Annotated in this window: 28 protein-coding genes and 2 pseudogenes; 17 read left to right on the forward strand and 13 right to left on the reverse strand. The window is 58.4% G+C overall.

Annotated elements, in window-relative coordinates; translation table 11 throughout:
- Window positions 1-180: 180 nt before the first annotated feature.
- The 4 genes from FY112_RS31145 (at window position 181) to FY112_RS31160 (ending at window position 3,200) form a co-directional block, all read left to right on the forward strand.
- Entirely contained in the window at window positions 181-1,167 is a 987-nt protein-coding gene (locus tag FY112_RS31145) for a zinc-binding dehydrogenase (RefSeq protein WP_151520091.1), read from the forward strand.
- A complete protein-coding gene (locus tag FY112_RS31150; protein ID WP_181018307.1) occupies window positions 1,167-2,189 on the forward strand; it encodes a Gfo/Idh/MocA family oxidoreductase in 1,023 nt (340 codons plus the stop codon). The genes FY112_RS31145 and FY112_RS31150 overlap by 1 nt, the downstream gene beginning before the upstream one ends.
- Window positions 2,190-2,298: 109 nt before the next feature.
- Window positions 2,299-2,571, forward strand: a complete 273-nt coding sequence (locus FY112_RS31155; RefSeq protein ID WP_246700797.1) for a helix-hairpin-helix domain-containing protein — start codon at window positions 2,299-2,301, stop codon at window positions 2,569-2,571.
- A gap of 74 nt (window positions 2,572-2,645) precedes the next feature.
- Window positions 2,646-3,200, forward strand: a complete 555-nt coding sequence (locus FY112_RS31160) for a DUF1003 domain-containing protein (RefSeq protein ID WP_151520093.1) — start codon at window positions 2,646-2,648, stop codon at window positions 3,198-3,200.
- Between the two features lie 182 nt (window positions 3,201-3,382).
- Here the strand turns inward: FY112_RS31160 and FY112_RS31165 are convergent, their stop codons facing one another.
- The 3 genes from FY112_RS31165 to FY112_RS31170 form a co-directional block, all read right to left on the reverse strand.
- Entirely contained in the window at window positions 3,383-5,185 is a 1,803-nt protein-coding gene (locus FY112_RS31165) for a thiamine pyrophosphate-binding protein (RefSeq protein ID WP_151520094.1), read from the reverse strand.
- A gap of 114 nt (window positions 5,186-5,299) precedes the next feature.
- The gene (locus FY112_RS37035) at window positions 5,300-5,470 is read right to left on the reverse strand and encodes a hypothetical protein (protein WP_181018308.1); all 171 of its coding nucleotides are present in this window, start codon (window positions 5,468-5,470) and stop codon (window positions 5,300-5,302) included.
- A gap of 211 nt (window positions 5,471-5,681) precedes the next feature.
- On the reverse strand, window positions 5,682-6,101 hold the full coding sequence (locus tag FY112_RS31170) for a response regulator (RefSeq protein ID WP_151520095.1): 420 nt from the start codon (window positions 6,099-6,101) through the stop codon (window positions 5,682-5,684).
- Window positions 6,102-6,436: 335 nt separating this feature from the next.
- On the opposite strand from FY112_RS31170, the gene FY112_RS31175 reads away from it, so the two are divergent.
- Window positions 6,437-6,697: a hypothetical protein gene (locus FY112_RS31175; RefSeq protein ID WP_151520096.1), complete on the forward strand. Its 261-nt coding sequence runs from the start codon at window positions 6,437-6,439 to the stop codon at window positions 6,695-6,697.
- A 99-nt stretch (window positions 6,698-6,796) separates the two neighbouring features.
- Here the strand turns inward: FY112_RS31175 and FY112_RS37040 are convergent, their stop codons facing one another.
- Both FY112_RS37040 and FY112_RS38650 read right to left on the reverse strand, forming a co-directional pair.
- Window positions 6,797-7,039 carry a hypothetical protein gene (locus tag FY112_RS37040; protein ID WP_181018309.1) on the reverse strand — a complete coding sequence of 81 codons (243 nt, stop codon included), beginning with the start codon at window positions 7,037-7,039 and terminating at the stop codon, window positions 6,797-6,799.
- Window positions 6,937-7,221 carry a DUF2231 domain-containing protein gene (locus FY112_RS38650; protein ID WP_348642770.1) on the reverse strand — a complete coding sequence of 95 codons (285 nt, stop codon included), beginning with the start codon at window positions 7,219-7,221 and terminating at the stop codon, window positions 6,937-6,939. Before FY112_RS38650 ends, FY112_RS37040 begins: the two co-directional genes overlap by 103 nt.
- A 383-nt stretch (window positions 7,222-7,604) precedes the next feature.
- Here FY112_RS38650 and FY112_RS31180 point away from each other — a divergent pair, with 383 nt between their 5' ends.
- On the forward strand, window positions 7,605-8,324 hold the full coding sequence (locus FY112_RS31180) for a Crp/Fnr family transcriptional regulator (protein WP_151520145.1): 720 nt from the start codon (window positions 7,605-7,607) through the stop codon (window positions 8,322-8,324).
- Between the two features lie 35 nt (window positions 8,325-8,359).
- On the opposite strand, the gene FY112_RS37230 is transcribed toward FY112_RS31180, so the two are convergent.
- Together FY112_RS37230 and FY112_RS31190 are read right to left on the reverse strand one after the other, a co-directional pair.
- Window positions 8,360-8,587, reverse strand: a complete 228-nt coding sequence (locus FY112_RS37230) for a hypothetical protein (protein ID WP_151520097.1) — start codon at window positions 8,585-8,587, stop codon at window positions 8,360-8,362.
- An 89-nt stretch (window positions 8,588-8,676) separates the two neighbouring features.
- Window positions 8,677-9,048 (reverse strand): hypothetical protein, encoded by a 372-nt coding sequence (locus FY112_RS31190; protein WP_151520098.1) that lies wholly within the window; start codon window positions 9,046-9,048, stop codon window positions 8,677-8,679.
- A gap of 255 nt (window positions 9,049-9,303) precedes the next feature.
- On the opposite strand from FY112_RS31190, the gene FY112_RS38245 reads away from it, so the two are divergent.
- Window positions 9,304-9,585 carry a hypothetical protein gene (locus FY112_RS38245; RefSeq protein WP_151520099.1) on the forward strand — a complete coding sequence of 94 codons (282 nt, stop codon included), beginning with the start codon at window positions 9,304-9,306 and terminating at the stop codon, window positions 9,583-9,585.
- Window positions 9,586-9,798: 213 nt separating this feature from the next.
- On the opposite strand, the gene FY112_RS38250 is transcribed toward FY112_RS38245, so the two are convergent.
- The 3 genes from FY112_RS38250 to FY112_RS31210 form a co-directional block, all read right to left on the reverse strand.
- Window positions 9,799-9,996, reverse strand: coding sequence for a hypothetical protein (locus tag FY112_RS38250; RefSeq protein ID WP_151520146.1), 198 nt, complete (start codon window positions 9,994-9,996; stop codon window positions 9,799-9,801).
- Between the two features lie 121 nt (window positions 9,997-10,117).
- On the reverse strand, window positions 10,118-10,378 hold the full coding sequence (locus FY112_RS31205; RefSeq protein ID WP_151520100.1) for a hypothetical protein: 261 nt from the start codon (window positions 10,376-10,378) through the stop codon (window positions 10,118-10,120).
- Window positions 10,379-10,479: 101 nt separating this feature from the next.
- A complete protein-coding gene (locus tag FY112_RS31210) occupies window positions 10,480-11,007 on the reverse strand; it encodes a DUF4142 domain-containing protein (protein ID WP_151520101.1) in 528 nt (175 codons plus the stop codon).
- Window positions 11,008-11,457: 450 nt separating this feature from the next.
- Between FY112_RS31210 and FY112_RS31215 the strand changes: the two genes are divergently transcribed.
- The 4 genes from FY112_RS31215 to FY112_RS31225 all read left to right on the forward strand — a co-directional run bounded on the left by FY112_RS31215 (window position 11,458) and on the right by FY112_RS31225 (window position 14,063).
- Window positions 11,458-12,627, forward strand: coding sequence for a zinc-dependent alcohol dehydrogenase (locus FY112_RS31215; RefSeq protein WP_151520102.1), 1,170 nt, complete (start codon window positions 11,458-11,460; stop codon window positions 12,625-12,627).
- Between the two features lie 53 nt (window positions 12,628-12,680).
- Entirely contained in the window at window positions 12,681-12,941 is a 261-nt protein-coding gene (locus tag FY112_RS37050) for a hypothetical protein (protein WP_181018311.1), read from the forward strand.
- Between the two features lie 92 nt (window positions 12,942-13,033).
- The gene (locus tag FY112_RS31220) at window positions 13,034-13,447 is read left to right on the forward strand and encodes a gamma-glutamylcyclotransferase family protein (RefSeq protein ID WP_246700798.1); all 414 of its coding nucleotides are present in this window, start codon (window positions 13,034-13,036) and stop codon (window positions 13,445-13,447) included.
- Window positions 13,448-13,805: 358 nt separating this feature from the next.
- Window positions 13,806-14,063 (forward strand): DUF982 domain-containing protein, encoded by a 258-nt coding sequence (locus tag FY112_RS31225; protein WP_151520104.1) that lies wholly within the window; start codon window positions 13,806-13,808, stop codon window positions 14,061-14,063.
- A gap of 138 nt (window positions 14,064-14,201) precedes the next feature.
- Here FY112_RS31225 and FY112_RS38255 read toward each other — a convergent pair whose 3' ends face one another.
- Entirely contained in the window at window positions 14,202-14,456 is a 255-nt protein-coding gene (locus FY112_RS38255) for a hypothetical protein (protein WP_246700799.1), read from the reverse strand.
- Between the two features lie 318 nt (window positions 14,457-14,774).
- Between FY112_RS38255 and FY112_RS38260 the strand changes: the two are divergent.
- Window positions 14,775-15,008: pseudogene (locus FY112_RS38260) on the forward strand (hypothetical protein); the annotation flags it as partial.
- Between the two features lie 23 nt (window positions 15,009-15,031).
- On the opposite strand, the gene FY112_RS31240 reads toward FY112_RS38260, so the two are convergent.
- Window positions 15,032-15,841 carry a hypothetical protein gene (locus FY112_RS31240; RefSeq protein WP_151520105.1) on the reverse strand — a complete coding sequence of 270 codons (810 nt, stop codon included), beginning with the start codon at window positions 15,839-15,841 and terminating at the stop codon, window positions 15,032-15,034.
- Between the two features lie 81 nt (window positions 15,842-15,922).
- Here FY112_RS31240 and FY112_RS31245 point away from each other — a divergent pair, with 81 nt between their 5' ends.
- Complete coding sequence (locus FY112_RS31245) at window positions 15,923-17,347, forward strand: DUF6035 family protein (RefSeq protein WP_246700803.1); 1,425 nt, start codon at window positions 15,923-15,925, stop codon at window positions 17,345-17,347.
- A gap of 69 nt (window positions 17,348-17,416) precedes the next feature.
- Here FY112_RS31245 and FY112_RS31250 read toward each other — a convergent pair whose 3' ends face one another.
- Window positions 17,417-17,824, reverse strand: coding sequence for a hypothetical protein (locus FY112_RS31250; RefSeq protein ID WP_151520107.1), 408 nt, complete (start codon window positions 17,822-17,824; stop codon window positions 17,417-17,419).
- Between the two features lie 212 nt (window positions 17,825-18,036).
- Between FY112_RS31250 and FY112_RS31255 the strand changes: the two genes are divergently transcribed.
- The 4 genes and pseudogenes from FY112_RS31255 to FY112_RS31275 form a co-directional block, all read left to right on the forward strand.
- Window positions 18,037-18,420: a transposase gene (locus tag FY112_RS31255; protein ID WP_151520108.1), complete on the forward strand. Its 384-nt coding sequence runs from the start codon at window positions 18,037-18,039 to the stop codon at window positions 18,418-18,420.
- Window positions 18,417-18,770 (forward strand): IS66 family insertion sequence element accessory protein TnpB, encoded by a 354-nt coding sequence (gene tnpB, locus FY112_RS31260; RefSeq protein ID WP_012755137.1) that lies wholly within the window; start codon window positions 18,417-18,419, stop codon window positions 18,768-18,770. Before FY112_RS31255 ends, tnpB begins: the two co-directional genes overlap by 4 nt.
- A gap of 69 nt (window positions 18,771-18,839) precedes the next feature.
- Window positions 18,840-20,429, forward strand: coding sequence for an IS66 family transposase (locus FY112_RS31265; protein ID WP_151520109.1), 1,590 nt, complete (start codon window positions 18,840-18,842; stop codon window positions 20,427-20,429).
- 540 nt (window positions 20,430-20,969) lie between these two features.
- Window positions 20,970-21,047 (forward strand): annotated as a pseudogene (locus FY112_RS31275) (hypothetical protein); the annotation flags it as partial.

A 21,047-nucleotide genomic window follows, 5' to 3' on the forward strand; every position in this document is an offset into this window, starting at 1 on the left:
AAGATTGTTCCGGCTTCAATGTCATCTTCTTTGACATGTTCTTTGACATCATCCGGAACATCTGGCGGCGTCGCTGGTTCGGCGGCCAATCCATGAGCGAAATATTTCCTCGAAGATTAAGAAGCGGCCACCGGCGTCTGTAGGCAAGCAGACCGGCCATGCCAAACGAAGGAGCAATTCATGAACATGTTGGCAAGAGCGGCCGAGGGAGCAATCCGGGCGGCGATCATCACCGGCCCCGGAGAAGTGTCCGTCGAAGAGAGGCCTCTTCCCCAGCCGAAGCCGGGCCAGGTCAGGATCAGGCTCGAAGGCTCGGGCGTGTGCGCTTCCAATCTTGGCCCTTGGGCCGGCCCGGAATGGATGACCTTTCCGACGGAGCCGGGCGGTCTCGGTCACGAGGGTTGGGGCAGGATCGATGCGCTGGGCGACGGGGTGTCTGGCCTTAACCTGGGAGATCGGGTCGCTGCGCTCTCATATCATGCCTACGCCACCCACGACATCGCGGATGCCGACATGGTCGTGCCGCTGCCGCCGGCGCTCGACGGCCAGCCTTTCCCTGGCGAGCCGCTCGGCTGCGCGATGAACATATTCCGGCGCAGCCGCATCGAGGCGGGTCAGACCGTCGCCATCATCGGGATCGGATTTCTCGGCGCCTTGCTGACGCAGCTTGTTAGCGGCGCCGGCGCGCGCGTCATCGCCATCTCGCGCCGTCCGTTTTCCCTCGAAATCGCCAAGCGTGTGGGCGCCGCCGAGACGCTGGCGATGGACGACCACTGGCGGATCATCGAAGCTTTAAGAGAGTTGACCGACGGTGCTTTCTGCCACCGCGTCATAGAGGCGGTCGGCAAGCAGTGGCCGCTCGACTTGGCCGGCGAACTGACCGCCGAGCGCGGCCGGCTGGTGGTGGCCGGATACCATCAAGACGGTCCGAGGCAAGTCAATATGCAGCTCTGGAACTGGCGTGGCCTCGACGTCATCAATGCTCACGAACGCGATCCCCGGATTTATATCAGTGGGATGCGCGAGGCGATCGAAGCGGTCGTTTCCGGCAGGCTCGAGCCGTCATCGCTCTATACCCATGTCTATCCGCTCGAAGGCCTGGGCGAAGCGCTCGACGCCACCCGGGACAGGCCAGATGGTTTCCTCAAGGCGATGGTGACGTGCTGATGAACAGGATGGTAGATCGCTCCCTGCAGACGCGGGTCAAGCCCGTGAGACTCGGCTTCCTCGGTATCGGCTGGATCGGCAGGAACCGAATGGAGGCAATTCTTCGCACGCGGATGGCCGAAGCCGTTGCCATCGCCGATCCCTGCGAGGAAATGATAACAGAAGCCCTGCGCCTTGCGCCCGATGCGGAAATCGTCGGCGATCTCGATGCGCTCCTGTCGCGCGATCTCGACGGCGTCGTCATCGCGACGCCGAGCGCCCTGCACGCCGAGCAGTCGATCCGGGCGCTGGAGGCCGGGGTGGCGGTGTTCTGCCAAAAACCGCTCGGCCGATCCGCGACGGAGGCGGCAGCGGTCGTGGCCGCCGCCAGATTAGCCGACAGGCTGTTGGGCGTCGATCTATCTTATCGTTATACCCAAGGCATGCAGCGCATCCGCGATCTGATCAGAAATGGCGAGCTTGGCTCCGTCTTCGCCGCCGACCTGGTCTTCCACAATGCCTACGGCCCGGACAAATCCTGGTTCTACGACAAGTCGCTGTCGGGTGGCGGATGCGTGATCGACCTCGGCGTCCACCTCGTCGACATGGCGCTCTGGTCCCTCGACTTTCCCCAGGTGGTCGACACCACCAGTACGCTGATGAAAGGCGGCCAGCCGATCAGCGAAGCGGGGGATGTCGAAGATTTCGCCGTCGCCACCCTGACATTGGCGACTGGCGCGGTCATCCGCCTCGCCTGCTCCTGGCGGCTGCAGGCAGGATGCGATGCGGTTATCGGCGCCGACTTCTTCGGCACATCCGGGGGTGCATCCTTCAGGAATGTCGGCGGGTCGTTCTATGACTTTACCGCCCATCGCTTCCGCGGCACATCAACTGAAGAAATTGTCCGGCCTCCCGACGACTGGGGTGGCCGGGCGGCAGCGGACTGGGCGGCACGGCTCGCTAGGGGTCAGGCTTACGATCCGTCCTGCGAACGACTTGTCGATGTCGCCGAAATTATCGACGACATCTATCGGCACGGATGAAGCGGCGTCGGCCCGGCCGGACGAAATTGTTTGCAGTCAGCGGTGAATCGGCTGGAACCGCCGAGCCTCTCGCCGGTTTTGGCGCTCGCAAATCATCTGTGGGATGAATATGGCCTCTCGACCAGAAGGGACGACGTCGAAGCCGCGGGCAGCCTCGAGCGATATGCTCGCCCGCAGCAAATTCCCTGTCTGGATTGTCAAGGCGCTTCTTTCCAGCGGCATCAAGCGTGTCAGTAAATTGTCTTCGATGACCGACGACGAACTTCTGGCGCTTCCCGGCATCGGCAAGCGGGCGGTCGAACTCATCCGGTCGTCTCAGAGCGCCCGCGAAAGCGGCGAGAGCCAGCTGCCAACTAATCCGCAATCGTCGGCTCGCCGATGATTTGAGCGGCGCTTTTTAAAAGCGGAACTCTCCGCCTTCACAGAGGTTGGATTTGCTTAACACGGAAGCATTCAATGTCGGCATCGAAATCCGAGCAGCAGCAGAGCACGATATCCAGACGTCTCGATCGCAACATCGAAGCTCTGCTGAAGCGGCGGGAGCAAGAGGCGCGGCAATCGACCCGGCAGGAGCGGGCGGCCGATGCCATTACCCGTTTCGCGGGATCGATGATGTTCGTCTACCTGCACCTGCTGGTCGTCACGCTCTGGATCGTCGTCAATATCGGCTTGCTTCCGCTCATACCCGCCTTCGACCCATCATTCGTCATTCTGGCGATGGTCGCGTCCGTCGAAGCGATTTTCATCTCGACATTCGTGCTGATCAGCCAAAACCGTATGGCGGAGGCCGACGACAAGCGCGCCGATCTCAACTTGCAGATCTGTCTTCTGGCGGAGCATGAGGCGACGGAGGTGTTGACCCTGGTTTCGGCCATCGCCGAGAAACTCGGCGTCGAAATCGAAATGAGAGAGGAGCTCGAGGAACTGAAAGAGCATGTGACGCCGGAGGAAGTGCTGGACGAAATCGAACAGAAAATGCGGCGTCGGGGAACCAACACGCCGCTGGCGTAAAGCGGCGCAATCGCGGGACCTCAATCGGCAAAAACGCATGGTCTGAACATGCCGGATGGCGAGGCGAGACCGAGACCGGACCTACCGGGCGCGGACGATAAGAACCGGCGCAGGCAATGAACTGCGGCGCGAAAGTCGCCGCCGGCTGGAGACAAGCTGTTCGTCGCACCTCCTTCGATAGTTCAAGGAGTGCCCGGCAAATCGGTCGAGTTTTCGGATAGCTCCTTTTCCTGCTCTCCGGCGGCCATCATTTCGCGCAGCGGCGAACGCGACACATTTGCCTCGATCGCCTCATGACCCGGCGTATCGGCAAGCGCCTCGCGGAAATTTTTGGCGTAGTTTTTCGGCATCTTCGGCGGCATCATCGGCTCGTATTGATCCACCAAGGCTTGAATGACCACAGGACCGGCCATGGAAAAAGCTTCCTCCAAAGTCGGCTCGATCTGATCGAAGCTGCTGATCGTGAAGCCGTGGCCTCCCATTGCCTCTGCCGCCTTGGCGAAATCGATTGGCGCCAGCTCGCAGGCAAATTGCGGGTTGCCTAGGAACATCATCTGCTCCCAGGCTATCTGGTTGAGCATGCCGTTGCAGATCACCAGAATTTTCAACGGCAGAGCCATTCGCACAGCGGTTGAGAATTCGCCGAGCTGCATGCCGAATCCGCCATCGCCGACGACCGCATAGATTGGCCGTTTCGGATCGGCAGCGCCCGCCGCTATCGCATAAGGCAGGCCGGAGGCCATCGAAGCGAGCGCGCCGGAGACTGCGAACTGGTTTGTCGTGCCGAGGTCGATATGGCGCGCTGCGAGTTCGGTGTTCTGGCCGGAATCGGCCACCAGAACGCCATCGGCCGCGATGCGCCTGCCGAAGGCTCGCACCACGGCCTGCGCCTTCAAGGGAGCGCTCCGGTCCGTCTCCATCGTCTCCATCTTGCGGCGCCATTCGGACATCGCCGTTTGCGCCTGTTCCAGAAATGACCGATCCGTTTTCCTGGTCAGCCTGGGCCTAAGAAGTCGCAGCGTTTCCCGCGCGTCGCCCACCAGACCGGCATCGACCGGGAAGCGCAGGCCAATTCGCTGGGGATCGCTGTCGATCTGCACGCCGCGGGCGCCTTCCGGCCGCGGGTAATATTCGATATAGGGAAAGGAGGAACCGACGATCAGCACCGCGTCGCATTGCTCCATGATGTCCTGCGACGGGGCGGTGCCGAGAATTCCAATCCCGCCGGTCGTCAAGGGATCGTCGTCGGCGAGAGCGGTCTTGCCGAGCAGGGCTTTGGCCACCGGCGCCGCGAGCAGGTCGGCAATCTCGCGCAATTCCACCTGGATGCCGACGGCGCCACGGCCGGCGAGGATCGCCACCTTGCGGGCATCATTCAGTATCCGGGCCGCACGACCGAGCTCGATTTCCTCGGGGATTTGGCGGCCCTGGAAATAGCGATTCGGCACGTGTTTGGGACGGTTTCGTTTCGAGCGCGATTTCGCGTCCATCTCCTGGACGTCGTTGGCGATGGAGAGATGTGCGACGCCGCGGCGCGAGAGCGCCGAGCGGCAGGCGAGGCTGGCGACATTTTCCATGTGCGAGGCATCACTGACATGCGCATTGTAGATCGCGACGTTGTCGAAGACGCGGGTCAGGTCGACATCCTGCTGGGTAAAGGTCTCGATCAGGTCGTGATACTGCGTCCCGGTGATGGCAAGTACCGGCATCTGATCGAGCTTGGCATCATAAAGACCCGTCAGCAGATGCGTGCCGCCGGGTCCGGACGTTGCGAGACAGACGCCGAGCTTTCCGGTGAACTTGGCGTAGGCGCTCGCCATGAAGGCGGCCGATTCCTCATGCCGAACTTGGATGAACCGGATCCGGTCCTGGCGCTTGCGCAGCGCTTCCATGACACCGTTGATGCCATCTCCAGGAAGGCCGAAGACGAACTTGACGTCCCATTCGATCAGCGTATCAATCAATATGTCGGCGGCATTGAGCATCGAACTCGTCCTTTGCTGGTCAAAGACCGCAAACCTGCGTCGCTATCAAAGGTTCCGAACTCAATCCTTGGAGCTGACACGGCAGCAAGCCGATATCGCAGGCTCGGGCTGCATTCACATCCAATGCGCCAAGCCGTAGACGAGGATCGTGACGTAAAGCAGGAAGGCGATGACGGCCACGGTCGCGATCAAGGTGACGGCAATGCGTCCGCCTTTCAGGCTGTTTCGCTGCTGTTGAGCGCTGGGACGGGTTGCCTGTATGGGATCGTTTTCGGGCTTGTTCATCAGGGCTTCGCTTCCGTCGACATCTTTGCAGGCTCGCCATTTCTGCCGCTTGCGTTAAACGAGATTATCGAGCCGAAAACGATCAAAAGCCCAACTAACGTGATTGCGCCGATGTAGATGATGAAAGCCTGACCGTCCGATCCCTGGTTCATCTGCCTCTCCCTTGGTTCGCCAAACCAAAGAACAACGGCAATGTTCCCGCCAGATGGCCTTATCGCGTCTTTTTGCTTTCCCTGCAGTCATCGACCACAATCGACGTCGGCCCCTGACGTATGCAGCGCATCACTTCCGTCAGCAATGTCGCGGGCTCGCATGGTTTTTCTAACCACACGCCCTCGGAAAATGATAAGGCATCCGGGTGCATCTTCCGCTGAGCACCGGTGTAAACGATGAATGGGATACGGCGGCCGCGCAAAGATCTGGCGATCGCTCCAGCGACGCCGTCTGTCAATTCGATGTCCATTACCACGAGATCGGGATCGTTCGCTGTCAGCCACTCTTCGGCCGCTCGACAAGACGACACTGTCTCTATCCGATCGAAGCCGGCGCCATGAAGGATGTCTTCCACGTCCATCGCGATGATAATCTCATCCTCCATCAGAAGGATGGACCTCGTTCCTGCAACGCTCATGGCCAAACTCCTAAAATAGGGAACTATACAATAGACCTTCCAGGCCGAAATGCAGGCTTCGTGCGCTATCGCACCGTTATCTACCTCGCTTTTTCTGCTGCGCCATGTCGTCATGGGAGATCAGTACCAGCGTGATTTGGTCGCTCGTATTACTCCTCGGATTTACAACAAGGGTCGGAAGGGAAGTGCTCCAGCGCGGCATGATCCCGGAAGATGACCACGCGCCCTCCGCGTCATTACTCAAGCACGCCATCGGCTGGAACTTTCCCTCGCGCGGTCGGTTCGACGCCGTGCCCCGAGACAGACCGCGGGGCCGAAATCGAACGGAGGTTTCCATGACGACCGCAAATACGACGACCGATCATTCAGCAATTCGCAAATGGGTGGAAGCGCGCAAGGGACAACCTTCTCGTGTCAAAGGCGCCAAGCAAGATGGCATACTGCGCATAGACTTCGGAGAGCCGGAAGAGAAGTTGGAAAAGATCTCCTGGGATGAATTCTTCGCCATTTTCGATGAAAACGAGCTGGCCTTTCTTTACCAGGACAAGACCGAGGATGGGATAAGCCGGTTCAACAAATTCGTCAGCCGAAAATGACTGGCTGATATCGACGGATAGACCGTGCCGCCATCTGTATGATCGCGAGGAATACACGCAAAGGCGAGACAGGACCGCGTCAAGTTTTACACGATAGAGCTAAGGCGCGCCGGTGACGCGCCAGATCGTCTCGCCGGCGTCGTCGGCGATCAACAACCCCCGGTCTTGTCGACGGTAAGTCCGACCGGTCGGCCGTGTGTCGGGATTGCCGAGCGTGTAGAGCAATCCCATGCCTCCTCTTAACGACAGCCGCCCAGTCGCGAAATCAACAATGCCTCCGATTGCGGCAGTTCCACCAAGGAGCAGGCAGCGGTCAGCAGCCATGACGAAAAGTTCGTCCACATCATCTCCGCCGTGCGCCAATAGGCGATATCCGTGGCCAGCGCTCCGACAAAACACGCCGCTGAAAAGTGAATTGGAACGGCGCGAAAAGGCTGAGAATAGATGCATATGCGCGAAGAAGGGCTTGGATAGTCATGTCTTACATCCGCATGAGACGCTCTGGTGCAGCTAACCTTCACCATTGCGGATTGTTCCCGTAAAGGGCGCGCCGCGACTGTTGCGTCTTGGAGGGTGGATTGTCCGAGATCCTAATCTCGATGCCACCTTGGCGCTCCGCAATCCGATGCTAAGACCGGCTACTCCGGCTCACGCTCTCCACCTGCAAATAGCAGCCTCGTCGCCCGGCCACTTCCACGGGAAAGGCGTTTCAGAAGAGGGGTAGCCGGCGGGCCGTCATTCGAGCGGTTTCGGCGATTGGAACCGTCAGGCCCTCTTATTCACAGGGAACAGGGTCGCGCGGGCGTCGGACCGTCTGTACGCTATGGCACAGTGTATTGCTCAACGATTCTAGATGGTTAGGTTCGCCGCAGCAACGGGCGAAGGAAGGCCGTATGTGGACGAAACCATGGATGATGAGCAATTGAATTTTAGAAATGAGCTGTTGCGGGCCATGGGCCCACAAGAGCGCGATCTGATCGTGCCTCATATGGAGCCGATCAGTCTCGATGTCGCCGTGATCCTTGAGATGGAGAATACGCCGGTCGGCGACGTCTATATCCTCGAGTCGGGACTAGCATCGATCGTGGCCAGATTTCCGGGCGGGCGCGATATCGAAGTTGGCATCGTCGGCCGGGAGGGAATGACAGGTGCCGCCGTGATGCTGGGCGGCGACCAGTCCGCCAATCGGACATTCATGCAGCTCTCAGGTCACGGGTTCAAATTGCCGGCAACCATCCTTTCCGCGGCCATGGAAGAAAGCCGAGCCTTGCGCAGCCTGCTGCTCGCATATGTCCAGGCGTTGCTTGCGCAAACGACGTCGACGGTGCTGGCCAATGGTCACGCCAAACTCGAGGAGCGGCTCGCACGGTGGTTGCTGACGGTCCATGACCGAACGGACGGCATGACGATATCCCTGACTCACGAGTTTCTCGCCGTGATGCTGGGGGTCCGCCGCGCCGGAGTGACGGTCGCGCTGCATCTGCTGGAAGGCAAAGGTCTGATCCGGTCCACCCGAAGGCAGATCGTCATTCTCAACAGGCGCGGATTGATCGAAGAGGCGCATGGCTCCTACGGTGCGGCGGAGGAGGAATTTCGACGGCTGATCGGCAGTCCTCTCGCGCGTTGAGCGATCTTTTGATGAAAGCTGGCCGTGATCCGCGGTCAAAGGCGGCGCTTGCGGGCCGATGCCAGGCGACCCACCGAAAGCAATTTGTTCTGGTCTGCCACTCCATGTCGGTAAAGGCTGATCAGCAATGCCGCGATCTCCTGCGTTTCAGGCGCTCGCAGAGGCGTGCCCGTCTCGCAACAGATGGTATTCAAAATGGCCCGCAGATGACTGAGGTCAGCTGAATCAAGGGCCTTCAAATGAGCAGACTGAGAATCGAGCAAAGCGCCGTTCCTGACACAAAGGCTCCGGCATGCCTCATCATGAGGTCCGCACACCCCCAGCGCAACGCTCGGTACGAAAACGCACGCATCTAGTGATAATAACCGGCACCGGGTCCGAACAATGCTTCTACGATCGCGTTGATGTCGGGGGCACGATTGCTGAGGACGAAGCCGGCTGAGAGTGCTTCCGCCCGATGCCGTTGAGCGAAGACGAAGGGTATGCGCCGCGTCTCCAGCCATTCGTTTATTATCAGCATCGCCTCGTCGGGGATGGTGACGTCGATGATCGCCGCGTCACATGCAAAGGTTTCATTTGAGCTACGCATCGTGACCATATAGACGCTGCTGGTGACGACTACGGCTTGACGCGCGGCCCATGCCTTCTTGACGCCGTCTGAGACAAAGCCGGGTTCACCAATGATGACGATCGTCTTGCCAGCGACCGGACTGAGCGATTTCATGGCGGACGCCTGCAAAAGTTGTTTGGACCGTCATCATGCTGCCAAACGGCAGTTCAAGCCGGTACTGACAGGCTGTGCGTACCATATTCAAGCTTGCCATGCGACGGTCCTTTAATCTGCCGAACCCGATCGTGCTGCGTTGGTTCCCGAGCCTATTGTGAGGTGAGGGGAGCCGGATTCGTACGATTCCGCACCAGCGGTTGAAATCGAAAATCCGAAATTTTAGGATCGCCTTAAATAGTGGGGAGGAACACGATGATGCAGCACTCGGGAATTACGAAGCCGGCTCTGCAGCCTGGTGATATCGCCATGTTGCAGACTGTTTTGCAGGGATGGTGCCAGGAAAAATCCTGTGGGATTGCCAGTCCGGCGGCGCAGCATGTTGCCAGAGAACTTGTATCCTGGTTCGAGTGTGGCATTCGAGATCAGCGTAAACTCAGCGGCCTAATGCGATATATTCAACTGGATTTCAATAGCTTATCCATCTCCACGAACACGCGTCCTGAATCCTGCGGCTCGCCGTCACTATTGGCGTAACCAGTGTGCCGTAATGGACAGACTTGTCTATTTCCAAGGGATCGCCGCGGATCCGGCTGCGCTTGATGCCGTGGGTCGGCAGATTGTTGTGCGGCATCGTTGATGAACTTCAAGAAAACTGCGATGGCAACGCTGCAGGCGGCGGTGCCGGCCGATACCCGGCGCTCATTTCGTCTGCTTCAGGGTTGGTCGTTGATTTATAAGACCTGGGTGCTATTGCAGCGTCAATCGGTCAGGCCGATCTTTCCATTCCTTGTACGGCAACAACATCTGGCCGGGAAACCGCCTTTCGATCGCGCTCTCCGTGAGAGCGATTTTTGCGAAGACCTCATCGGTCGGCGAGGCTCGGTTCAATGCTTCACTCCGCTTCTCCAGATCAGCCATCAGTTCGAAAAGCTCGTCGTCCGTCATCGCCTCGAGAGCCGAGGCGAACTCACGCTCCGAGACAGCTGCAAGATTCGTCACGATATACCTCCTGCCGATGGCGCGCTTATGGCCTAAGCCAGAACGCATATCGGCGATTGTTTGGGCGTCAATTTCCCGGCAGGTCCTTCTCCGTCGTCGCAGCAGCCGGAAGCCTTTGCTGCGACTGCTCTCTGTCAGAGGCGCGCACCGGGGCCGCCGGCGCCTTGGCGACATAGACGCCCAATCCCAGCGCACCGATGGCAACGATGAAAGCGCCGGCTATAGCGAAGAGAGACCGTCGCCCGTCCTGCTTGATCATTCCGAAAGCGAGAGCCATTCCGAGAAGGGCTGCTCCTCCTGCCACTGCAAACAGCCAGAGATAATTCATCAGCGTAGGCTCCCAATCCGGCCGCCTAACCCGGAAGAGCAAGGAAGGTTCCTGGAGCATCTCCGCTTTCTCCAAATCTCGGATGCTCCAACCGCAGAAGGCTATTTGTTGAGGTCCTCCGCCATCTGCAGATGATGTTCAAGCGCAGGCCTCGTGCTTGCCGCCCAGGCTTTCAGCTCCGCATTGTCGCCGCCTTCGCCGTAGCGCTTGAAGAGATCGACCGCGTCCTCGTGCGCGGATTCCTGATCGGAATGATATTGTTTTATGAAATCATCACCTTGAAGGCCCTTCAACTTGTCGAGCATGTCCTGCTGCGCGCTGGTCATGGCGCTTGGCAACTGCGCCTTGACCTTGCCGGCGGAAATCAGCGCCTTGAGCTCGCTGCTCGTCTTCTCGTGATCCGTCACCATCTGCTGAGCAAAGGTCTTGGTCGCAGAATCACCGCGCTCGAGTGCCAACTTGCTGGATTCGATCTCGAACATGTCGCTGGTGGCAGCCTCCTGCACGAAGTCCTCTGTCTTCGGTGCAATGCCGATCAGCGAGTTGACTCCAGACTTTTCCGCGGCGGATTGGGCCATGACGGGTCCAGCAAGCGAAACGGCGATTGAGGCGATGATGATGTTCTTCATGGTCTGGTCTCCTGGTTGGTGGCATCAGAACTTCAAAAGCGTCAAACTGTTCCCGCCCCGTGCAGCAATTGTCGCCGCGCTGGCCTTGATGCCTTGCGAACGGCATGCCTGCCGCTGGGCGGCTGCATGAAGAGACATGAGTGCCACGGTGCGGCTTGGGCGCACGCTCCCGGTATTGCGCCGAGGTTCAACGCGGCAATCTCGCCGCGGCTGCGCTCCCTCCATGCCCGCCATTGTCGATTCGGCCGCTAAAGAAGCGCAAGGCGAATTTGTTCCCGGCAAATGGATCCCTCTCGCTTTCTGATGGAACAACTCCCGCGGATCACGGTTTGGCTGTCTTGAGTTTCAAGACCAGGGACGAAAAAATCGTCTCGCGGACGTTTCCAAAACCGAAAGAGTTGCAAAGCGGCGCGTTCGCTTTGCGCTCGGGATCGAAAGGCGGACGACGACATGAAAGCACTGACCTGGCACGGCAAACACGACATCCGATGCGAGAGCGTTCCAGATCCTCAAATCGAGGAAGGGCGCGATGCCATCATCAAGGTGACGGCCTGCGCGATCTGCGGGTCGGATCTTCACCTCTTCAACGGCGTGATGCCGGACATGCATAGCGGCGACATCATGGGCCACGAGACCATGGGCGAGGTCGTCGAAGTCGGCAATGACAATAAAAAGCTCAAGGTCGGTGACCGGGTCGTGGTGCCCTTCACCATCTCCTGCGGCGAATGCTTCTTCTGTCAGCGCGGCTTTTATTCCGGATGTGAGCGCAGCAACCCCGATCCGTCGAAGGTCAAGAAGATGTGGGGTAATTCACCCGCGGGCCTGTTCGGCTACACGCATCTTCTTGGCGGTTACAGTGGAGGTCAGGCGGAGTACCTGCGCGTGCCTTACGCGGACGTCGGCCCGATCAAGGTGCCGGACGGACTGACGGATGAGCAGGTGCTCTTTCTCTCCGACATCTTTCCGACAGGCTACATGGCCGCTGACTTCTGCAATATTCAGCCGGGGGACACGGTCGCGATCTGGGGCTGCGGCCCCGTCGGACAGATGGCGATCAAATCGGCCTTCATCCTCGGCGCCGAGCGCGTCATCGCGATCGATACCGTGCCGGAGCGGCTTGCTCTTGCCGAAGCGTCGGGAGCAACCACTCTCGATTTCATGGACGAAGACATCTACGACAAACTCATGGAGCTGACCCACGGGCGTGGTGCCGACGCGTGCATCGATGCGGTCGGCACCGAAGCCGATCCGTCGGCGAGCTGGGACTCACGGCTTGACCGCATCAAGGTCGCCACGTTCATGGGAACCGATCGCCCCCACGTGCTTCGGCAGGCAATCCATTGCTGCCGCAACTTCGGCACGGTTTCGATCGTCGGCGTCTATGGTGGTTTCCTCGACAAGATCCCGATGGGTTCGGCGATCAATCGCGGCCTGACATTCCGAATGGCGCAGACCCCGGTGCAGCACTACCTGCCGCTACTCATGGAACGCATTCAAAAGGGCGAAATCGATCCGTCGTTCATTATCACGCATCGTGCGACCCTCGACGAAGGTCCTGACCTCTACAAGACTTTCCGCGACAAGAAGGATGGCTGCATCAAGGTCGTTCTCAAGCCGTAGGGAAAGCCGCGGACGCCCTGAGATCACCGCCGGCATCGAAGAAAGGTCCGATCATGCAGAAGAAATCAAACGACCCTATCGAAGACCGAAATAAGCTGCGCCCACCGGAGATGGAGCTCGAGCCGATCCGGCCTGAAGGTGAAGGCCCCGGTGCAGCTGTCGGCAAGCGCGTTAAAGCTCGAGCCGGCAATCCTCCGGCGAGATCGTCAGCGACACGTCGCGCCCCGCCGGACAATGAAAGGGTAGAAGGATTGCCCGAAACGGACGCAACAGAAAGCCTGGCGACGGCGCCACCTGTGATGAAGCGCGACTGAGCGTGATCCTCCTCGACCGGATGGAAAAACAGGCGATCACGATCGCTCCCATCTTGTGAGGGATTAGCCGATACCGCATGGGGCTGGCCCGGATGACACGGAACCTATTCGTTTTTGGAACTTTGAAGAAAGGCTTCCCCGTCCATGAGCAAGGACTTTCCCGCGCCAGGTTTCTTGGAATTTTCCAAACCAGGCAATGTTATCCGATGCTGATTGCCGGCCCTTGGTTTGCTCCGATGATGTTCAATGAACCCGGCATTGGCTATCGCGTCGTCGGTGAGCTTTATGAGGCTGGCGAGAATACGATAGCAAGCTTGGATCGGCTGGAATCGATAGGCATACCTGGCAATCTGCGAGTGGCGGTAGACGTGGAACCAGTCGCCGGCGGGTCAATATGTTCAGCACTGGCATACATGAAGTCGCGTCGGCTCGCCGATCCTGTTCACTCGACTTATCTGCGAGTCTACGAAGACTGGCGGTTTATTCCATTCGATCGGAGGGACTGAGACGCCTGCAGCTTGGCACGAAATTCCCATAAACGCCGCAAAAAGCGTTGGCGGCGAGGACAGACGGCAAGGGGTGGGGACAGCAGTTCTGCAGATGGCGGATCGTAGTCCGCCTCTGAAGTGCGTATCAATCGTACGGCTGAGAGCGGCTGACGACGCTTGGTTCATCAAGCAACGCCGGCGTCGCATGAGAGCGGCGCTCAATTTCCACAAAGTCGGAGCCTTGGTTTGGAATCAGCTTTGTATGGACGAGATCTCGACTGGGGGATCGATAGCGTTCGCATTCTGTGCTGTTGAACGAGCATCTGCACATCTTATATGTATAGACAACGCTCGTTGGAAAACATGGAGGTTTTGCATGTACCAAAACAGCCACATACCTGAACTTCGATGGACCGCACCCGTCGCCATACGCATCGGAAGGCGCTCATCTGAATTCATTCATGGTCCTGCAGAGGCGATCGACTATCTGGAGCACAGATGGCCATTTCTCGACAGCCCTTGTCTTGACGCCGCCAAACATCGTTGTGTCGAGGCTATGAACAGCTTGACGCACATCGAGGTGGCCAGAAAGGCCTTTATATCTGCGGCGGCAGAAGCCAAAGTTTTGGCCTAGGCATCGCACGGGTACGGCAGAGGTCGACGCTGGGTCCGTATCGGAAGCCACCGTGGTCGGCGGTCCTCATGATTAAGGGGCGCGCCAAAATGCTGGCTGGCGAAATCTCCGGCTGGACTAGGCTCAGGACTCGTTAAATCACATCCAGAAGATGACGGCTGCAGCGATGCATATGCTTGAGAAATAGGTGTGTGCGCAGCGGTCGTAATGCAACGCGAACATACTCAGTCCCTGTGGTGAAAGTTGCCGTTCAGCACTGGGCAGGAACGACAGCAGTACTCGTTCCGGCTTGTCCTCGTGTTCAGGCGACCCCACTCTACCGCGTAGCCATTCTGCGACCGGCACCTTCAGCGTCTTGGAATTCTCCTGTCCATTATGATCAAGGATCGCCAATATCGTTCGCTCAGCCCGATACCGGGCAAGGAGATTGTTAGATTTGTCGGGATGTCAGCTGAAGTTCAGCCGCCGCCCTGGCGATCGCGTCTTTCTTGGCTCGCCCAGCATCCAAGACTCGATCGAGTTCGCGAGCAGTCCTGCGTGCCTTCAACCAGTCTGCCTCCGAAGAGATATAGCCGCCTCCACGATCTTGAAATGGCTTTGGCATGCACAGCCCCATCGAAATCGTTAGCGAAAATCTGGGCTATTTTTGCGCGCTAACTCTAACAGACGTATGACGTTCTGCCGTTTGAAATTCCAGAGTAACCGCTACAGACGCGTCTCGACGAACGCATCGCCCGCTCGCCGGTCGGCGCGGGCTGGATCGAGCGCAGCCAGTTCACCGACGCCTGCGCTTCGCTGTGGATCGACGGCGAACTCGTCCATCTCGAAGACCTCGTTCTCCACGACGCCACCCGCGATATCCGCACCCCCACCCACGAACTCACCATCGCCCGCGACGTATTGCGCACCCGCCGGCGCATCGCCGCGCAATCGCCGGACTGGGCTGCGTACCTTTGAAGGGTAGCGTGCTATACCGACCGGTTCAGGAGAAAGACGGCGATGCTGCACGCAACGCTGACAACGAGCTCAGCCTCGGCAGCACTTGCATCGCGCCCTTCCTGTACATGTCGGCCATTTTGCGAAGCATATCCCCAGAGCTTGTGTAACGCTTCGCCCAATGGGGGCGTGAGGGCGAGACCATTGATGAGCTGACCCAGGTTCATGTTTGGAGCATTGGATAGGTCACGAGCGACACACTCAAGCGCCGCCATAGAGTGCTGGATTGCGCCGGTGCGATCAGGTTCGGGTCGGCGTGAAATATCCTTTAAGGCTTCGCGGATCTCCCCTGCTGCCGTATATCTTCCACTCTTGGCAAAGGTGGCGACGGCCTCCTCGGTGGCAACCTTGAACGTTTGGCCGCCTCGAAAGACCATACCGTCCGGATGCTTCAGCTCCCACCCGATGCCTTTTTCACGAAATACGCGGTTTAGTTCGCTTCCAAATCGAGTTTGCTGATCAGGTCGGCGATCGAGAGACCGCCAGATAGCTTCGGCGATGTCGTAAACTTTATACCAATCGCAGTGCTGGAGGAGCCCAAGGACCTCGTCCCAAACGTTCGGATATTCACTCCAATTCCTGGAATCCGGTACCTCCAAGAGGACGTTGCAAACGATGGACCGAATTTCGCTGGGCCTGAGGTCGCATTTTTCCGCGATGCTGGCGACCTGAAAACGGAGAAAGTCGGGCGCATCTTCCCGAATGGAAATGTCCGGCTCGGCCCCGCGGTAGCCGTGCCTATCTGAAAACGATCGGTCCGTTTCCCCTCCGCAACAACGCAATCAACCATTGGATTTGCTCATTTTGCGTTCGAAAATGCAACCGAATCTCCGTAGGCTCACAGAGATTCGAAGTTGAAGGTCATGGCAGTGCAAGGAAACGTTACGTTCGATCCTCTCGCTTTCGCCGAGCCTGTGAAGGATCCCGAAATCAGCGAGATTATCGATCTCGAAACTGGCGCTTTCCTCGATGTTGTCTCGTTCATCTCAGGGCGCCGATATGACCGACTCATTTCCGAGAGGATGTCGATTAGCGAAAGTCTCGCCAACACACCGAGGTATGGGTGCGCTCTATGTGCGACTCCGGTCTATCTCGTAGCTTCACGAGAGAAACGCTTCTTTTTCCGGCACAGTCGTGAGGATGGGTCCTGTCCGTCCGTTACCAGATCCCTATTGAGCCGGGAGGATATCAAAGCTCTGAAATATCGAGGCCAGCGGGAGAGCCTTGCCCATCGGGTGGTGAAGGAGCGGATCGTGCGAAGTCTATCCGCGGACCCGTCCAACGAAAAGATCCTGGTTGAAAAGCATTGGCGCTCCATACGAGAACCAGCAAGCCGCCGGCAACCTGATGTCCAAGCCATCACCGTGCACGGGCGCGTTGCGTTCGAGGCACAACTCTCAACAACCTTTCTGGACGTCGTCGCTGGTCGGCGAACCTTCTACCGCGACGAAGGAGCGCTGCTTGTTTGGATAATGGCCGAATTCGACCCTAATTACCGCCGACTAACGACGGATGACCTGTTGTTTCCCAACAACTCGAACATCCTTGTGGTCGATGAGGAAACTACGGTTCTCTCTGAAAGCACCGGGACCTTTTATCTTCGGGCGCATTTTCGCGTGCCGGAAATTGATTCAGGCGCCATACAAGACCGATGGAAGTCAGAAATCATAGCCTTTCGGGATCTCACCGCCAATCTCGATACACAGACGGCATGGGCCTTCGACTACTCAGGCCAGTCGGAACAGCTTCTAAAGCAGGAAAAGGAAAGCACTGAGAGTCGCGACGACGATTTGCGCGAACGGATTTGTTCCTTTTGGATCGGGAGGAACCACCATACGCCTGGCGGCGTGTCGACCGAGGAAGCTTGGCTCAGCCTGATTGGAGAATTGTCGGCCCGGGGCGTAACGCCACCGGCCAACGAGAGATATGATCGAGCAGTAACCGGTCTCATGAACGGAATTCTAAGCGCTCGCGAGAAACAGCCGGTTGGCTGGGACTTCAAGCACCTCGTCGAGGTGGCACACCGAATATGTGGCGGCTATCCCGAGCATGCGTTGGCGATGGGTTTCGCGCTTCGCATATACGGGTGCGAAGAATTGTTGGTATCTCGAGACAAGAGCAAGAAATGGGAGAAGCGCGCCCGCCTATTGAAGGAGGCAATCCGCGCCGGTGATCAGCGCTATCTGCCTGATCAGGATTCACTGCCATTTCTGAAATTTATGTTTCCCGAGGTTGGTGAAAAGATCGAGCGGTTCCTTGCCTCGCGCCTCGCGCAGTCGAACTTTTGAGAACGATGTCGGTGCTATCACAACAACGGAAAACCCACATCAGAGGACCGAGATCATGCTCCGGTGAGGTTAGTTTCTCGCCGATCGGAACGTGTTTGAAGCACCCGCCAAAACTTCGTCAGCCCTGCCGTGCACCTGTGCGCTGAACCTGTGCAATGACTTGGGTGGCAATGAGAGGAGAAATTCTTTTATCTCGACTGAAAGCCCCCGAATGGAGCCGATTTTCAAGGTGTAAATTTTTGTGTCCTTGCTTGGTGCTGCGTCGTAACCGCTAACATACAGGCTTTTCTGGCAGGCATCCCGGGCGAAGCGCTTCATCTCGCGCACATCCACTGAGATTGCCCCTCGTTCAATCGACACGCATGTCGAAAGAAAGACCATGTGCGCGGCCGGCCCGTCGACGGAATAAATGGAGGAACCACCCGCCAGCATCTCCCTGAGCTTGAAGATTCCAACTTTGTTCAAGATGAAAACCACGAGACGTTCTAACAAAGGCTCGCATTTTGCTCGGCCTAGATAGTCGGCGGATAGCGCGTAAGCTACGCCCACTCGGTTGACGGGAGTCGCCTTCGAGAAAGTGTTGATTAGGAAACTTTCGATCTCCTGTAACCGGTGTTCTGACCCCACATTGTCTGCTGTCGCCTGATCTGTGATCGACCTTCCATGGATGAGCTAAAAGGAGTTTCTCCATGGAGACTACACTGGAGTTTCTCACAACCGGGAAGCCTGGACGTGAGGTTCACCGACATTGGCCTGATAAGGTCAAGGCGAAGATTGTTTCGGAAAGCTTGAGGCCTGGCACGACTGTCAATGAAGTTGCGCAGCGCTATGGATTGCGAGCGAATAGCCTTTCCACCTGGCGGACGATGGCTCGGCATGGCAAGCTGATCCTGCCAGCACCAGAGGATGCGGTAGAGTTCGCGGCGGTCATCGTCGATCCGCTTGTTTCGGAATCGCCGCCTAAAACCGTTGGTCGCCCCGAGATCGTCCTCGGTCCCGTCACGATCCGCCTTGAGGAAGGGGCATCGACTGCCCGGATCGCGGCCATCGCGCGTGCCTTGGCGGCGACATGATCTTTCCGTCGAACCGCGTCAGGATCATGGTGGCGACCAAACCCGTGGATTTTCGCAAGGGTCATGACGGCTTGGCGGCGCTGGTGAAGAACGAGTTGCACAAGGACCCGTTCACCGGAACGGTCTTCGTGTTCCGGTCCCGCAAGGCGGACCGGTTGAAGCTGATCTACTGGGATGGCTCCGGGATCGTCATGGCCTACAAACGGCTGGAAGAGCACACGTTCACGTGGCCCAGCATCAAGGATGGATTGATGACACTCACCCACGCCCAGTTCGAAGCCCTGTTCGCAGGCCTCGATTGGCGGCGGGTTCATGCCGTCCAGACGAGAACGCCGGAGGCTATCGAATAGCTGCGGCACGATGACTCAGCACGGCAAATTCCGAAGGCAAATCGGCTCCGGATTTGGTAGTTTCCGGCCATGCTTGATGCCGCCGACCTTCCCGATGATGTTGCCGCCCTGAAGGCGATGCTGATTGCGGCGCAGGCACGCGAGGCAGCCAAAGACGCCGCGATATCCAGTAAGGACGAACATATCGCCCGCAAGGATGAGCGGATCGAACGGCTTGAGAAGCTGGTAGCTGCTTTCAAGCAGGCAGCCTTCGGGCGCAAATCCGAGAAGACCGATCCGGACCAATTCGATCTGGCACTGGAAGACCTGGAAACAGCGATGGCCGCGATCCATGCCGAGGATGAGGCGGACGTTCCTACCGGACAGAGGATTGCCAAGCCACGCGCGATCAATCGTGGCTCCCTTCCAAAACATCTTCCCCGTGTCGAGGAGGTGATCGAGCCGGAAAGCCTGATCTGCGCCTGCGGCGGTTGCCTGCATTGCATTGGCGAGGATGTCTCCGAACGGCTGGACGTGGTCCCCGCACAGTTCCGCGTCATTGTCACCCGTCGCCCCAAATATGCGTGCCGTGCCTGCACAGATGGAGTCGTTCAAGCTCCGGCACCCGCACGGCTGATCCAGGCGGGGCTGCCAACGGAAGCGACCGTCACCCATGTGCTGGTCTCCAAATATGCCGATCATCTTCCGCTTTATCGGCAGGCGCAGATCATGAGCCGCCAGGGCATTGACCTCGACCGATCTACGCTCGCTGACTGGGTCGGTCGGGCAGCCTATGAATTGCGTCCGGTCTTCGACGCGCTGGTCGCCGAGCTGAAGCGCTCGACCAAACTGTTCATGGACGAGACGCGTGCCCCGGTCCTCGATCCCGGCTCCCGCAAAACCAAGACCGGATACTTCTGGGCGCTGGCACGAGATGATCGCCCTTGGAATGGCGGCGCTCCACCAGGCGTGGCCTTCACCTACGCTCCCGGTCGCGGCGGGCTTCATGCCGAACGTATATTGCAGGGCTTCTCCGGCATCCTGCAGGTGGATGGCTATGCCGGATACAACAGACTGATTGCACCAGACCGTATTGGTCCAGACATCCGCCTTGCCTATTGCTGGGCCCACGCCCGTCGCAAGCTGGTTGATATCACCCGCAATGGAACAGCACCGATTGCCGAGGACGGCGTCAGGCGGATCGGTGAGCTGTATCGGATCGAGGCCGAACTGCGCGGCCATGATCCGGACACTCGACTTGCTGGACGGCAGGAACGATCAATGCCACTGGTCGCCGACATGCAGGCGTGGCTCGTCCATCACCGCGCTCTCGTCGCGACCAAATCCCCGCTTGGCGAGGCTTTGGCCTACATCGCCAAATACTGGGATGGTTTGAAGCTCTTCCTGACCGACGGCCGCATCGAGATCGACAACAACAGTGTCGAGCGGACCATCCGGCCAATAGCCTTGAACAGGAAGAATGCTCTCTTCGCCGGGCACGACGCCGGGGCCGAGAGCTGGGCGGCCGTCGCCTCGCTGATCGAGACCTGCAAGCTCAATGCCGTCGAGCCGTTTGCGTATCTGACGAGTATCCTCACCGCCATCGTGAACGGCCACAAGCAAAGCCAGATCGCCGACCTATTGCCGTGGAATTGGATGAACAAAGCAGCCCAAGTTTAGCGGCCTTTTTGGTTGGAAGGGCCGAATCTATCTGTTCTCCGCAGCTCAATGACGGGGTCATGAGGCCGAACAGTTATGGTGCGCTCGCTCCGGTAAGTCCTGCCGAGATCAGAAACAATTTCAATTTCGCAAGCGACCTTGGCTGGGGCAACGATGGAAACCTTGATGGTTGCATTCGCGAGCCACACCTGCGGCATCGAATTGGCCTCCATCATTCGCAGAACCGCGCCTCGATAATACTTCTCTGACGCAGCGATGACGCGATTGTCAGGAGCCTCAGTCGCGTCCCTCAGCGTGAGCTGAAGTTGGCTTTCGCCTAGACGTTCGAGGAGCGCAACGTACTGGCCCAAGGACCAATAACCATCGTGATCGTTGTACCGGCTAACAAACGTTCCGAGGATGTCGTGGCAAATCCCGTTAAACTGGTTTCTTCTGGACATCTGAAATCTGAATCTCTTGCCGCGAACAGAGCATATAGGAGCAATTCCCGATAGCAACGGCTCTGGCTCAAGACAATGTGGGTCTGAAACATCGGTTACTGACCAGCGGGCAAAAACCATCATGAAGGTGGCAAGCGAAATCGTCCGCCAGCAGGACGCCTTCCTGCTGCACGGCGTC

The organism is Rhizobium sp. PEPV16, assembly GCF_008919455.1.
Lineage (GTDB): Bacteria > Pseudomonadota > Alphaproteobacteria > Rhizobiales > Rhizobiaceae > Rhizobium > Rhizobium leguminosarum_Q.